Source organism: Enterobacter sp. K510, assembly GCF_055804875.1.
This window is the reverse complement of sequence record NZ_JBNRLQ010000007.1, coordinates 241,590-255,431: the sequence shown is the minus strand read 5'-3', so window position 1 is coordinate 255,431 and position 13,842 is coordinate 241,590. Positions and strand designations below refer to the sequence as shown.

13 protein-coding genes and 1 pseudogene are annotated in these 13,842 nt (G+C 52.8%); 10 read left to right on the top strand and 4 right to left on the bottom strand.

Annotated elements, in window-relative coordinates:
• The first annotated feature begins 16 nt into the window (after nucleotides 1-16).
• The 3 genes from ACQUTD_RS14405 (at nucleotide 17) to ACQUTD_RS14395 (ending at nucleotide 3,166) form a co-directional block, all read left to right on the top strand.
• Nucleotides 17-976 carry a diguanylate cyclase gene (locus ACQUTD_RS14405; RefSeq protein ID WP_473275664.1) on the top strand — a complete coding sequence of 320 codons (960 nt, stop codon included), beginning with the start codon at nucleotides 17-19 and terminating at the stop codon, nucleotides 974-976.
• A gap of 95 nt (nucleotides 977-1,071) precedes the next feature.
• Nucleotides 1,072-1,614: a GNAT family N-acetyltransferase gene (locus ACQUTD_RS14400; protein ID WP_072568442.1), complete on the top strand. Its 543-nt coding sequence runs from the start codon at nucleotides 1,072-1,074 to the stop codon at nucleotides 1,612-1,614.
• Nucleotides 1,615-1,714: 100 nt separating this feature from the next.
• Nucleotides 1,715-3,166: a tagaturonate reductase gene (locus ACQUTD_RS14395; protein WP_473275666.1), complete on the top strand. Its 1,452-nt coding sequence runs from the start codon at nucleotides 1,715-1,717 to the stop codon at nucleotides 3,164-3,166.
• Between the two features lie 327 nt (nucleotides 3,167-3,493).
• Here ACQUTD_RS14395 and ACQUTD_RS14390 read toward each other — a convergent pair whose 3' ends face one another.
• Nucleotides 3,494-5,062 carry a methyl-accepting chemotaxis protein gene (locus ACQUTD_RS14390; RefSeq protein WP_473275668.1) on the bottom strand — a complete coding sequence of 523 codons (1,569 nt, stop codon included), beginning with the start codon at nucleotides 5,060-5,062 and terminating at the stop codon, nucleotides 3,494-3,496.
• A 93-nt stretch (nucleotides 5,063-5,155) separates the two neighbouring features.
• Nucleotides 5,156-5,314, bottom strand: a complete 159-nt coding sequence (locus ACQUTD_RS14385; RefSeq protein ID WP_473275670.1) for a hypothetical protein — start codon at nucleotides 5,312-5,314, stop codon at nucleotides 5,156-5,158.
• 76 nt (nucleotides 5,315-5,390) lie between these two features.
• Here ACQUTD_RS14385 and ACQUTD_RS14380 point away from each other — a divergent pair, with 76 nt between their 5' ends.
• The 4 genes from ACQUTD_RS14380 to cspE all read left to right on the top strand — a co-directional run bounded on the left by ACQUTD_RS14380 (nucleotide 5,391) and on the right by cspE (nucleotide 9,455).
• Entirely contained in the window at nucleotides 5,391-6,950 is a 1,560-nt protein-coding gene (locus tag ACQUTD_RS14380; RefSeq protein WP_473275673.1) for a diguanylate cyclase, read from the top strand.
• 287 nt (nucleotides 6,951-7,237) lie between these two features.
• A complete protein-coding gene (locus ACQUTD_RS14375; RefSeq protein WP_318362989.1) occupies nucleotides 7,238-8,524 on the top strand; it encodes a PTS ascorbate transporter subunit IIC in 1,287 nt (428 codons plus the stop codon).
• 141 nt (nucleotides 8,525-8,665) lie between these two features.
• Entirely contained in the window at nucleotides 8,666-8,932 is a 267-nt protein-coding gene (locus ACQUTD_RS14370; protein WP_473275675.1) for a VF530 family DNA-binding protein, read from the top strand.
• 310 nt (nucleotides 8,933-9,242) lie between these two features.
• Nucleotides 9,243-9,455 (top strand): transcription antiterminator/RNA stability regulator CspE, encoded by a 213-nt coding sequence (cspE, locus tag ACQUTD_RS14365; RefSeq protein WP_072568448.1) that lies wholly within the window; start codon nucleotides 9,243-9,245, stop codon nucleotides 9,453-9,455.
• Nucleotides 9,456-9,580: 125 nt separating this feature from the next.
• Here cspE and ACQUTD_RS14360 read toward each other — a convergent pair whose 3' ends face one another.
• Together ACQUTD_RS14360 and ACQUTD_RS14355 are read right to left on the bottom strand one after the other, a co-directional pair.
• Nucleotides 9,581-11,677 (bottom strand): outer membrane protein assembly factor BamB family protein, encoded by a 2,097-nt coding sequence (locus tag ACQUTD_RS14360; RefSeq protein ID WP_473275679.1) that lies wholly within the window; start codon nucleotides 11,675-11,677, stop codon nucleotides 9,581-9,583.
• A gap of 10 nt (nucleotides 11,678-11,687) precedes the next feature.
• A complete protein-coding gene (locus tag ACQUTD_RS14355; protein WP_318362986.1) occupies nucleotides 11,688-12,053 on the bottom strand; it encodes a hypothetical protein in 366 nt (121 codons plus the stop codon).
• A 247-nt stretch (nucleotides 12,054-12,300) separates the two neighbouring features.
• On the opposite strand from ACQUTD_RS14355, the gene ACQUTD_RS14350 reads away from it, so the two are divergent.
• From ACQUTD_RS14350 to ACQUTD_RS14340, 3 genes and pseudogenes are all read left to right on the top strand, one after another.
• Nucleotides 12,301-12,624, top strand: a complete 324-nt coding sequence (locus tag ACQUTD_RS14350) for a hypothetical protein (RefSeq protein ID WP_318375942.1) — start codon at nucleotides 12,301-12,303, stop codon at nucleotides 12,622-12,624.
• A 238-nt stretch (nucleotides 12,625-12,862) separates the two neighbouring features.
• Entirely contained in the window at nucleotides 12,863-13,156 is a 294-nt protein-coding gene (locus ACQUTD_RS14345; protein WP_473275683.1) for a helix-turn-helix domain-containing protein, read from the top strand.
• 4 nt (nucleotides 13,157-13,160) lie between these two features.
• Nucleotides 13,161-13,571: pseudogene (locus tag ACQUTD_RS14340) on the top strand (HipA N-terminal domain-containing protein); the annotation flags it as partial.
• Nucleotides 13,572-13,842 lie beyond the last annotated feature (271 nt).

Sequence of the window (13,842 nt, the reverse complement as noted above, 5' to 3'; positions counted from 1 at the left end):
GCGAGAAGAGTGCGTTATGAAACACCCTGAAATCCCCCCAAATGAATCGCAAAGGATGGCCTCGCTGCACGAGTCCGGTTTGCTGGAAACGGCTTCCCGGGAACGCTTCGACAGGCTGACCCGTCTTGCGAAAAGAATGTTTAATGTGCCCATCGCGCTGGTAAGTCTGGTGGGGGCTGATGCGCTGCACTTTATCTCCTGCGACGGCATCCCCGATGGCCGGGTGGAGCGGAAAATCTCCTTTTGCGGTCACGTCATTCTCAGCGATATGCCGATGGTGGTGGCGGATGCCCTTAAGGATCCACGTTTTAGTGAAAACCCGCTGGTCACCGGCGAGCCTTTCATCCGCTTCTACGCCGGTTATCCGCTGCGCGTGCCGGATGGATCCAACGTCGGCTCGTTCTGCATTATCGATCGCCAGCCGCGGGAATTTACCCCTGCGGAACTTGCGGTACTGAAAGATTTCGCCGCCATCGTGGAGGATGAGTTCGCCACCATCAGCGTGGCCACCACCGACGAGCTGACCGGGTTGTATAACCGCCGTGGCTTTGAAAACCTCGCGAAATTCGCCATTACCGCCGCCCGGCGTCGGGCGGAGCCGTTAACCCTGGCGTGGATCGATCTTAACCGCTTCAAATACATCAACGATACCTGGGGCCATGAGGAGGGCGACAATGCCCTGAAGGCAGTGGCAAATCTGTTGCGCGAGAGCTTCCGCGAGGCAGATTTGCTGGTGCGCTTTGGCGGGGATGAATTTGCGGTGCTCTTCTCCGATACCAGCGAAGACGGCGCCTGGGTGGCGATGACGCACCTGGTTGAGCAGGCGGAAGCCTTTAATGCGTTCTCACAAAAGCCCTGGAAACTGTCGTTCTCCTGGGGGCTGAGCGAATACGATCACCAGGCGATGCCGGATATGAAAAGCTGGCTGAAAACGGCGGACGATCGGATGTACGCCATGAAAGAAAAAAACCGTTAGCACGTTGATTGGTAGCCATAAGAAAACGCTATCGCAGCGCCGTTGCGTTAAATATTTGTTATCAGCATAGTGATCATTTTGAAAAGGAAAACATGATGATCACTACTGTCCTCTGCCGCCCGCTCGGGCGCGATGAAATTATCCAGCGAATTGACGAACTCTGTGACGTGCTCGAAGACTGCGTGCGCGGCGGGGCGTCCGTCAGCTTTATGCTGCCCATCACCCGCGACACGGCCATGCACTTCTGGCAGGGCGTGGCGGAAAGTGTGGGCCGCGGCGAGCGCGCCGTGCTGATTGCTGAGAATGCCGACTTTCGCATCATCGGCACGGCACAGATTATCCTCGATCAACCCCCCAATCAGCCACACCGCGCCGATGTCGCCAAACTTTTGGTTCACCAATCTGCACGCCGCCAGGGCGTGGCGCGGCAGTTGATGGATAATCTTGATGATATTGCTAAAAAAAATGGCAAAACCCTGCTGGTTCTCGACACCGCCACCGGCAGCGACGCGGAGTTTTTCTATGCCCGCAGCGGCTGGGAACGCGTGGGGGAAATCCCTGGCTATGCTCAGATGCCGGACGGAACTGTGACGGGGACGACAATTTTTTATAAGAATTTAACATCCAACGCAATTTAACGACTGCAATTGATCAAAACAGGGTTTCATGGTCGTAAAGTCTGGTAAGTTATCACACCAATCTTCCCAGGTTGTATGACTAATCAATAAGGAACCCATTGTGAAAACGATCAATCGTCGCGATTTTCCCGGAGCCCAGTACCCGGAACGTATTATTCAGTTCGGCGAAGGGAATTTCCTGCGCGCATTCGTTGACTGGCAAATCGATCTGCTGAACGAAAATACCGACCTTGACGCCGGTATTGTGATTGTTCGTCCGATCCAGAGTGATTTTCCGCCGTCGCTGAGCACGCAGGATGGGCTGTATACCACCATCATTCGTGGTCTTAATGACGAAGGTGAAGCCGTCAGCGATGCGCGTCTGATCCGTTCCGTGAACCGCGAAATCAGCGTTTACACGCAGTACGATGAGTTCCTGAAGCTGGCGCACAACCCGGACATTCGTTTTGTGTTCTCTAACACCACTGAAGCAGGCATCAGCTACCATGCGGGCGACAAGTTTGAAGATGCCCCTGCGGTCAGCTATCCGGCGAAACTGACCCGCCTGCTGTTCGAACGCTTCAGCCACTTTAACGGCGCGGCGGATAAAGGCTGGGTGATCGTGCCGTGCGAGCTGATTGACTATAACGGCGACGCGCTGCGTGAACTGGTGCTGCGTTATGCGCAGGAGTGGGCGTTACCGGCCGCTTTCGTGCAGTGGCTGGACAGCGCCAATGCCTTCTGTTCCACCCTGGTGGACCGCATCGTGACCGGTTATCCCCGTGATGAAGTGGCCAGCATCGAAGCAGAGCTGGGCTATCACGATGCTTTCCTCGATACCGCCGAGCATTTTTACCTGTTTGTTATTCAGGGGCCGAAATCTCTGGCGTCTGAACTGCGCCTGGATAAATTCCCGCTCAACGTGCTGATTGTGGACGACATCAAACCGTACAAAGAGCGCAAAGTGGCGATCCTTAACGGCGCGCATACCGCCCTGGTGCCGGTGGCTTACCAGGCGGGTATCGACACCGTAGGGGAGGCGATGAACGACAGCCAGATTTGTGCGTTCGTGGAGAAGGCTATTTATGAAGAGATCATTCCGGTGCTGGATCTGCCGCGCGATGAGCTGGAAACCTTTGCCAGCGCCGTTACCGGACGCTTCCGCAATCCCTATATCAGACATCAGCTGCTGTCCATCGCCCTTAACGGCATGACCAAATTCCGCACGCGTATTCTGCCGCAGCTGCTGGCAGGGCAGAAGGCCAGCGGTAAACTCCCGGCGCGCCTGACCTTTGCGCTGGCGGCGCTGATTGCTTTTTATCGCGGCGAGCGTGACGGCGAAACCTATCCGGTCCAGGATGATGCCCACTGGATCGAGCGTTATCAGCAACTGTGGGCACAGCATGGCGATCGCCAGCTGAGCACCAGCGAACTGGTCAAAGCCGTGTTGTCCGTTACCGATCACTGGGAGCAGGATTTGACGCAGGTATCAGGTCTGGTCGAGCAGGTGTCGCTGGATCTGGACGCCATCCTGTTACGTGGTATGCGCGAGGCGGTTAAGCCGCTGTGCTGATAACCGGTTAACAATGACCCGGCTGCGGCCGGGTTTTTACTTCTCACTATGTAGTTACAACATCCATTGTCTCTTTAGTTCAATGAACTGTGGCTTCAGCGACGTAATCGCCTCGCAATGAAACAATTGCGCGACATTTACTTAGCATTTCGGTTGCATTGGTCCTAAGATGAGTCCTGAACAGAGGAGGAACGCGCAATGGAAAGAATCGTTCAGATGATAGTGGTGCTGGTCGCCTGCGTTGCGGTATTCGCCACCGCTTACGACCTCTCTCTTGTTACCGATTTACCCTGATCATGAAAAGGGGGCCTGCGCCCCCTTGATGCGTTAGCTGGCCGGGAGCTGGAAGAAGCGCACCGAATGGCGCAACTGTTCACTTTGCTCAGTCATGGAAAGGGCGGCCACCGCAGCCTGTTCAACCAGCGCGGCATTCTGCTGCGTCACCTGATCCATCTGGTCAATGGCAACGCTGATCTCGCGGATACCCTGGTGTTGCTCATGGGATGCCGAGGAGATTTCCGCCACAATGTTGGTCACTTTGTTCACCGAATTGACGATGTCTTCCATGGCCCGGCTGGCCGTATCCGCATAGCGCGACCCTTCAGTGATTTTCTCTACCGTGCCATCGATCAGCGTTTTGATCTCTTTAGCCGCTTCGGCGCTTTTCTGCGCCAGATTTCGCACCTCACCGGCCACCACCGCAAAGCCTTTGCCTTGTTCTCCGGCCCGCGCAGCTTCCACGGCGGCATTGAGCGCCAGAATATTGGTCTGGAAAGCGATGCCCTCGATCACGGAAATAATATCGACAATTTTTTGTGAACTGTCGGCAATCTGATGCATCCGCTGGAGCATATCCTGGACTTCTTTGCCGCCTTTGACGGCGGTTTGCGAGGTCTGCCGCGCCAGCTCGCTGGCTTTGTAGGCGTTCTCGGCGTTACTTTTCACGTTTTCGGTGATCTGCTGCATGTTCGCAGAGGTCTGTACCAGCGAGGCGGCCTGTTCTTCGGTGCGCTGTGACAGATCGCTGTTGCCCATGGCGATCTCACTGGCGGCATGGGAGATAGACTCGCTGCCGTTGATGATGCCGTGAATAATTTCCGCCAGCTTGCCATTCATAAATTTAATCGTCGCCAGCAGACTGTGCTGATCCTGCTCTTTCAGATTAATTTGAGTGGCCAGCTTACCGGCGGCAATTTGCTGCATAATTTCCACCGCATAACCCGGTTCACCGCCCAGTTGCCGGGCAAGGTTACGGGAAATCCAGGCGGCGATAATGCCGGTGGCTATCAGTGCGAGGATCAATAAACCGCACAGCACAGACAACGCCTGTTTATATCCGTCGGCGGCTTGTTGACTGGCCCGATCGCCAATGGCAATTTCCATATCCACCAGCGTGGCTAAATCTTTCATCAGCTGTGTGCGATATTTCGCCGACACCGCGCCGCTTATTTGGCTGGCCTCCTGCAAACGTTCTGCATTTACCGCCTCAATAACTTTTGCATTCACATCGACAAATTGTGTGAAGTTATTGACCACCTGAGAAAACAGCGCCTGCATTTCCGGCGTCATATGGGACGTCAGACGGGCATAGCGCTGCTGCGCATTGAGAAAAATATCCTGATTTTGCAGCAGCTCAAGGCGGTGCTTTTCCCGCTCGGCGGGCGTTGTGGAGCTGATGTACTGGATCTGCTGTAAGCGCATTTCCGATAACACGCCACGCATTTCAAGGGAAGAACGCACCCCCGGCATGCGATTATCGCGAAAAGCATCAATATTCTCATTACTGACGTTGAGCTGATAAATAGCCACCACGCCCAGTAACAACATCATGGTAATCAGAATTGAAAAGCCGGTTAATAATTTGGTTAAGACCGTTGACTGTGCATATTTTTTCATAGGAGTAACTTAGTGATAAAAGGTAATGCTATTAACGGCATAACCTTAAAAATATTGATTCCGTAAGTTGATCCTCATCACATAACCATCTATTTAATTTCTGGTGTAAATCAGGCGTGTAAATACTTTAATGCGATGTTTTAAATATGTATTTTTGCTGTGATAAATTTGCCCTAAAGCGCCCCGGATACCTGACCAGATTTTGCCGCAGGCAGGGCGGTCATGCTCTGACTGGCGCATAGCGGTGCGCATTATGTCGCCTTATTCTTTTAATGAATCATTGCATTATGTGCTTTACTGAAAGAAAGGACGGGGCGCAGGAGGAACGGTGAACGTCGGTAAATACATCGCGGGTGCGTTGTCGCTCAACTCTTCGCTGGGGCGCAGCATTACCTTGTTTATGAGCGGATTGCTAATCGCAGGCATCGCCACCAGCGCCTGGACGCTGAACCGTTCCTGGGAGCGCGCCATCAAAGAGACGGAGCGCAGCGCAATCAACCTTTCGGTGTCGCAGGCTCGTCAGGCGGAAGATACCTTCGTACAGGCGGAACTGGCGCTGCGTGATATCCGTCGTAACGTGCCGCAGAGCGGGATCAACGGCATGGATCCGGTTAAATTTAACCGCTTTCTGGCCGATATCAAAGAGCGCCTGCCACAGCTGCATGGCCTGTTCGTCTATGACGCCCAGGGTTTTATGCGCGTGACCTCTTTTGGCAAGCTGCCTGCCATTACCAATAATGCCGATCGGGAATATTTTGTTTATCACCGCGCTAACGGACACGGCAGCGTGCACATCGGGCATGTGATCCGCAGCCGTTCGACCGGGGATCTGATTATTCCGGTGTCGCTGCGCATTAATGACGCCTACGGCGGCTTTGCCGGCGTGGCGCTGGCCACCGTGAAACTCGACTATTTCCGTCACTTCTATAATTACTTCGAGCTGGGGCCGCGCGATCTGTTAGCGCTGCTGAGCACCGACGGCACGGCACTTTATGCCAGGCCATTTGATGACAACGTCATTAACCGCAATCTCTCTGTCAGCCCGTTATTCACCCGTGAACTCCCGAAACACGATCGCGGCAACGCCACCTGGCTGTCAGCGCTCGATAAAGTAGAACGGATTTATGGCTACGCGCGCCTGGAACGATTCCCGCTGGTTGTGGCGGCGGGGTATGACAAACCGGCGCTGTGGCAAAGCTGGCTCACGGAAAGCCTACCGGATATCATCCTCAACGCGATGCTGTTGCTGGGCACGGTCATTATGGGGGCGCTGGTTTTCCGCCAGGTGAGACGCAACGTACGCGATCAGGCGGAGCTGACCATGTTGCGGGATGAGCTGACCAGCATCAACCACACCTTACAGACCATGGCGCTGGCAGATGGCCTGACGGGGCTGGCGAACCGTCGCCAGTTTGATCTGTTCCTTGCCCAGGCGCTGAAAACGTCGGTGCATACGCAACGGCCCGTGTCGCTGATCATGATCGATATCGATTTCTTCAAACGCTACAACGATCACTACGGCCACGTGGCGGGCGATAACTGTTTGCGTCAGGTTGGCGAAATACTGATGAAGCTGAATCTGCGGCAGAGTGATTTGATCGCCCGTTACGGCGGCGAAGAATTCGCTATCGTCCTGCCGGAGACCGATCTCCGCGAAGCCTTTATGCTGGCGCAAAATGCGGTGGATGCGGTGCGCTATGCGCATATCAAACACGAACATTCCTCCACCGGGCGCAAAGTAGTGACCATCAGCGCGGGCTGCTTCAGCATGACGGGCACCGGCACTGATGACGATGCGCGGATAATAAAAGAGGGCGCGGATTCCGCGCTGTATGCCGCAAAAATCAAAGGCCGAGATCGTGCTTTTGTGGTGTCGCCAGCGCCATAAGCATTTTCTTACCCCGAAAAAGCATGCCCGACGGCATGCTTTTTTTGGGCGACGTTTTATAGCCCTTCAATAAAACCTCAGTGGGCGTAACAATAGTTTAACCATCCTGCCTAAATATCCCAACAACCAGCACCATCTGTAAATGAAATATTGTTTTAATTTAATATATATATTATTTCAACTGTGACGTGGCTAGCAGATCTGCGACAATCGGCAGTGCTAGTATCCCGGCGGGTTCTTTGCATGGAAACCCAAAAATAATGGTGTAATCAGTCGTACCTACTGGGATGAGAATAATGGATATACTTTTAGGGCTTGTTAAAACGCCCGCCGTTATCATAGCAATCGTCGCCTTTCTGGGATTGTTATTTCAAAAAGCCTCTATTTCCCGTTTAATTACAGGAACCTTTTTATCTTTTATTGGTTTTACGATGATCAAAGTGGGCGGCAGCATCTTAATGAAAGTGCTGACGGCTTTTAGCTCGCTGTTTTCTAATGCCTTTAACATCGTTGGGGTGGTGCCCAGCAACGAAGCCATCATGGCGGCTACCATTGATAAGCTGGGCTCAATCGCTGCGCTTATCCTCTTGTTTTCCATGATTTTAAATATACTGCTGGCCCGTTTTACCCGTTGTAAGTACATTTACCTGTCGCTGCATCTGGTGTTGTTTATGGCATTTGCCATCACAGCGGTGCTGATGCAGTTCGGTTTCAGTCATACCATGATGATTATCATTGCGTCGCTGCTTATCGGCACTTATATGGCGGTATCGCCATTTATCCTGAGCCGCTTTAGTCGTGAAATCATCGGTTCCAATGAATACGCTATTTCTCATGCGGCTATTTCTTCTTATGTTATTGGTTCTTATATGGGGAAATGGTTCGGTAACAAAAATAGCGATACCGAACACTTAAATATCAGTAATAAATTTGATTTTATTCGTGAGCCAAATATTGCAACCTTGTTAACAATGTTGGTGCTGCTGCTTATCTCCTGCATTTTTGCCACCCAGCCGCAGATTAAGGATGCAATGACCGTAGTGTATGGCGCAGGGGCAGGGGATAAGAACGTAGTTATTTTTGTGCTGGAGCAGTCGGCGACATTTGCCTGCGGCCTGTATCTGGCTAAAGCCGGGGTAAATTTATTTACCGCAGAGATCGTCCCGGCCTTTAAAGGTTTTGCCCGTGTATTTGCGCCTGGGGCCGTCCCGGCGGTGGATGTGATGGTGTTATTCACCAAAGCGCCAAACGCCACGCTGATTGGCTTCCTCATCAGCTTTGCGGTTGAGCTGGTCTGTATCTTCCTGTTCCCCTTTATCGGTCTGCCGATTATCGTGCCGGGGATCATGGCGAGTTTTATCACCGGCGGTGCGGCGGCTATCTTTGGTAATGCCACCGGGGGATTCCGTGGCGCGGTGATCGCCAGCAGCATTAACGGATTACTGCTGTGCGTATTACCGGCGCTGACATTACCTATCTTCTCGCAGCTGGGCGCGAAAGGCGTAACCTTTGCGGATCCGGACTTTACGCTGCCGTCATTGATTCTTGATTATCTGCTGCGGTTATTCAGCTAAACCAAATACCGGAGGAGCAGGCTTCTCCGGTTTCCGGCATCCTGTTGCCGTGCTTTAACCCGTGAGTGCCTTGCGCAACAATTGCATTACGCCGCGCCGGACAGTATGGTGAGCAGGATTTTTTCTTTCTTCGGGATCACCATGGCAGAGCATGTTTCCAAAGACCCGCTGCACGGCGTCACACTTGAAGCCTTACTGACCGATCTGGTCGCCCGTTTTGGCTGGGAAGAACTGGCCGCGCGCATCAATATCAACTGTTTTAAAAAAGATCCGAGTATCAAATCAAGCCTGAAATTCTTGCGCCGCACGCCCTGGGCGCGCAAAGAGGTGGAAGATTTGTACGTCAGCACGCTGGGTGAAAAAAGCGTAGCAGCGCCTGGGGAGAATCCCTGGGCTAAATGGAAGTAGGGCAACAATATACCGTCTGCCCTGGCCGTTCCGGTCGGGGCTGATAACAGCTCGGCATGGCGCATTTGTAAATTCCCTTTTCAAATCACTGACAAAAGTAATCTTGCTTATTTATCCTTAACAGTCCACTATGCGTCATCGGTTTGGCATACAGACCTTATGAAAGCAGTTTTAGTAAAGCAGTCCTCATTTCAAGCGTTATCCAAAGATACTCTTCTGCATGAGCCTCCTCCTAAGCGCCCAATAAGTCATCATCTGCAACAGGCCATGTTCGCCACGACGTGTGGCTCAAAAATTAAAGGAAGTATCTATGTCTAATAAAATGACTGGTTTAGTAAAATGGTTTAACTCTGAAAAAGGTTTCGGCTTCATTACCCCGGCCGACGGCAGCAAAGATGTATTCGTACATTTTTCCGCTATTCAGAGTAACGATTATAAGACCCTGGATGAAGGCCAGAAAGTTGAGTTCTCTGTTGAGAATGGCGCTAAAGGCCCGGCAGCGGCTAACGTTACCGCGCTTTAACCGCGAAAATCGCACTGACGCTTACGACAGCGATGACGGTATAAGCCTGAGCAGATAAGTGAACGTGATAAAAAAACCCGCCATGAGCGGGTTTTTATTATTTTAGCGGCAGGATTTATCCGCCGTTATTCAGGCAGCGCATAGACCACGACCTGATCGCCAACCTGATCCTTCAGGATAGTATTCCCGCCTGCCACGAACGCCACATACTGACGGCCTTTATATTCATAGACCGATGGGTTCGCTACCGCAGGGGCTTCCACCTGATCGGACCACAGCTCTTCACCGCTCTCAACCGAGTAGGCGCGAACTTTGGCATCCATCGAGGCGCCGATAAAGACCACGCCGCCAGCGGTGACAGCCGGACCGCCGATAGTCGGTGAGCCCCAGCTTTCCGGCATAAAGAAGCCGTACTGCTGAGACGCGCCAACCGGACGACGCCATTTCACATCACCGGTATGCATATCCAGCGCGACGATTTCGCCGAACGGCGGCTGCCAGCACGGCATACCCAGCCAGTTATTCGCCACCATCAGACGCATACCGTAAGGCGCGCCTTCCTGCGGTGCGAAACCGCTTTCGTTACCGGAACCTTTATCCGCTTTATCGTAATCTTCGCGGCTGTAAAGCTTCACATACTGCACAATGTGCGAGGTGTTGACGATGGCGATCTGTTTTTGCGGATCGAATGCCACGCCGCCCCATTGCACGCCACCAGCGCTGTCCGGATAGGTCAGGGCGCCTTCGCCTTTAGTGGTTGGCGGCGTATACATGCCTTCATAGGTCAGGTTATCCCACAGACGGGAGCACTGGCCCGCGCCCACCATATCCGCCAGTTTCCAGATTTCCGGCTTTTTCGATTGATCGAGCAGCGGGGCGGGTTTGGTCGGGAACGGCTGCGTTGGCGAAAGCACTTCGCCCTGCACCGAACCATCGCCCTGCGGCACCGGACGCTCTTCGATTGGCCAGACATCCTCGCCGGTCAGACGGTTTACCACAAACAGGAAGCCCTGTTTGGTCGCCTGGATCAGCGCCGGGATCTGTTTGCCGTCAACGGTAATATCCATCAGCGTCGGCGCGGAGTTGATATCATAATCCCACACATCATGATGCACCCACTGGCGTGACCAGACCACTTTACCGGTGTTAATGTCCAGCGCCGTGGTGGAAGTGCCGAGCGGGATCGGATCGACGCGGTTACCGCCCCAGTAGTTAGGGGAAGGAGAGGAGACCGGCAGATAGACCAGACCATGGGCTTCATCGGCAGACATGTGCGTCCAGACGTTGGCGGTACCGGTACGTTTGCGGGTTTCTTCCGGGATCGCTTCAAAGGTCCATTCACGCTCGCCGGTCTGCGCATTAAATGAGAACACGCTGCCCGGAGGCGCTTCGGCATAGGCCCAGTCTTTACCGGCCCAGCCAACCAGCAGATGATTACCGACGACCGTTGGCGGTTGCAGTATTGAGAGCGGATATTTGGCGTTTACCGTGTTCCACTGATTAATATCCAGCACGCCTTTATCAGCGAAGCCTTCGCACGGCTTACCGGAATCGGCGTCCAGCGCAAAGAGTTTGCCATCCACCGTACCCATATAGACGATCTTCTGACAGGCCTCTCCGGCGACCGGATTTTTTGCCTGCCAGTAAGAGACTCCACGGTTTTTCAGTACCGGCTGCGTCAGCGCTTTGCGGGAAGATTTGGTGTCATAGTGCCACTTTTCTTTGCCGGTGCCTGGATCCAGGGCAATCAGACGATCAAAGGGTGTGCCGATATAGATCGTTTCGTTGGCGAAAATCGGCGTGGCTGACCAGACGGTGGCAGGCGTATCGCCTTTGCCATCCGACACATCGCCGGTATGGAACTCCCAGACTTTCTTCAGTTTACCGACGTTTTCCGCCGTGATTTGCGTCAGCGGGCTATATTTCTGGGCGTTAAGCTGGCCGTGGAAGCTGTCCCAGGTGGCGGAAGACGGCACCAGAGATGTCGCCGGATTGCCGGCAGATTCAACTTTTTGGCCGTCTGACTGACCGGAAGACGCCTCGTCAGTGGTTTTTGTGGTGCCGGGATCTTGCTGATCCGCTGCGTCCACGTTCACTTTTTCCTGTGTTCCCATCGAGGCTTCAGCGGCTTTGTCCTGCGCCTGAAGGGAGAGGGGCGCGACCAGTAGCGCCAGCGCCGTCATGCTGACTTTCATTAAGGGATAGTGTTTATCGTTATACACGGGCGATTCCTCAGACTTTTACGCGATGGTTGTGATGCACGGGGTTGCGGCTCATCATGATCAAACCAATGAGACCGACTACCATTGCGGCCGTAATGATGTACTGGTGCAGCAGCGCTGCTGCAAAACCAATACCGACCAGCATGATCAGCGTAATAATCACCAGAAAAATGCGCATACCGCGGCGGGATACGGCACGTATAGCAAAGGCCAGTAGCGCCACCACGACACAGTCGATAGCCACGCCCAGTGCGCCGATAGTACCGGTGACGCCGGTAAGCGGCGTCAGCCAGGCGTATAACGCGACGACGAAGCCGATCACGGCAGCCAGCAGCAGCAGCCAGCTGCCGGTGCGCGAGGATTGAGTTTGTAACATCCAGGAAGTCCCCATCAAAAATAAAAAAAGAGTAACAAGGGTGTATCGGTGAATTTTGCAGCTGACATGCGCAGCGGCAAAGTTCACTGAACGTAACTCAGTATAGAAGATGGTTTTTTTTATGGGGCGCTCAAATCTGGGAGTTGCCGGTCAGCGGTTCATCATAAAGGTTTAAGATGCAGGCGTGCCGGAATGTTAACTTTAGCTAAACTTAAATCTCAGCTCTTAACGCAAAGAGGAGAAGGTAATGGCTGATCCAATACTTATTGATACGCTGGAGTTTGGCAATGATGGTGCGACCGCTCAGAAGTATGAGATTTATGGCGATGATGAGCAAAGACCTGCCTATGCGCTGATTTACCGGCAAGATCAAGGCGAGTGGATCAAACTTGATGAAACGCTTGAGTTTGCGGCCCGGGAGGAGCAAAAAGCAGCGTCGTCTACCATGGATTATGGATCCAGTGACGGCCTGCCAGAACTACGCGATCTCCCCGGTGAAGCGAAAGCGCGCTGTAAAACGCACTGGCAGGAAAGCCAGGGATCCGGTGATGGCGCAGCTTCGTCAGCGTAAAGCGTCAACGCCGGTAACTGTGCAGCATGCTGAAATGAACGTCCGCGCCAGGCGGGCGTAATTATGTTAAATGAAGAGCGGCGATATTCCAAAGTCATCTCATTGTCTTACCGCTTCAAAGTCGTATCCCTTCATTAACAGCTTTCAGGCTGTAATATTGATAAAACAGCCTGTAGGGTGTATCTTCGGAATACAGCCTGAGAGTTGTATCAGCTCCCGTTAAAGTGGCCTCCTTATTATGAAAAATGTTTACCCGTTAAAAACGCTTAACCAGCTGCGTCCATTACTCCTTGGTTTTCGCAAAGCGCATGGCCTGACGCAAAAAGAGGTGTCCGAAAGGTTAGGCGTAACGCAGCAGACTTACGCCCGTCTGGAGGCCAATCCTGCCAGCGCCAGCATAGAGCGTCTGTTTAAGGTGTTTTCCGTCCTGGGTGTCGAAATTAGCTTTTCCTCAGCGGCCCTTGACTCAGAGAACAGGCAGGCGGAGGGAAATTCAGATTTAAATTCACCTGCACGGCAGGAGAAATGGTAACGATATGAGCAGGAGAAAGCCGCGTTTAGCACTATGGATGAACGGCATCCACGTCGGATTCTGGGAGAAAAGCAGAGGGGAAGATTTATTGCGCTATCTGCCGGAATGGATTGCTGACGGGCAGGGCAGGCCTTTATCACTGTCCCTTCCTTTTACACCCGGTAATCAAGCCTGGCGCGGGAATATTGTCCGCGACTATTTTGATAATTTATTACCCGACAGTGAAGGAATACGCCGACGCCTGGCGATGCGCTATCAGGCAGAAAGTCTTGAACCTTTTGACCTGCTGACAGAGCTGGGAAAAGACTGCGTGGGCGCGATACAACTTCTGCATGAAGACGAGGAGCCCACAGATTTATATTCCGTAAAATATCGTCCGCTTTCTGCATCAGAAATCGCGACAGCCTTGCGAAACTTCCGCAGACGTATCCGCAGGAACTTGCTGACAGTATTTTTAATGGCATCAGGCAGCAATGCAGGCATCTGGCAGAAAAATAGTTATGCATTCTGAGGACGGGTAACGGAAAGCTCAATGCCACACAATCTGCATAAATGCATCCTGGTGCGCATAATGTATATTATGTTAAATTATATTGGCTATTAACTTACTTGATGAACAAAGACGGTTCGCATAATTAAGGTGGCAAATGTGGTATACCTGCTTGTGATTGACACAAAGGCCCTCC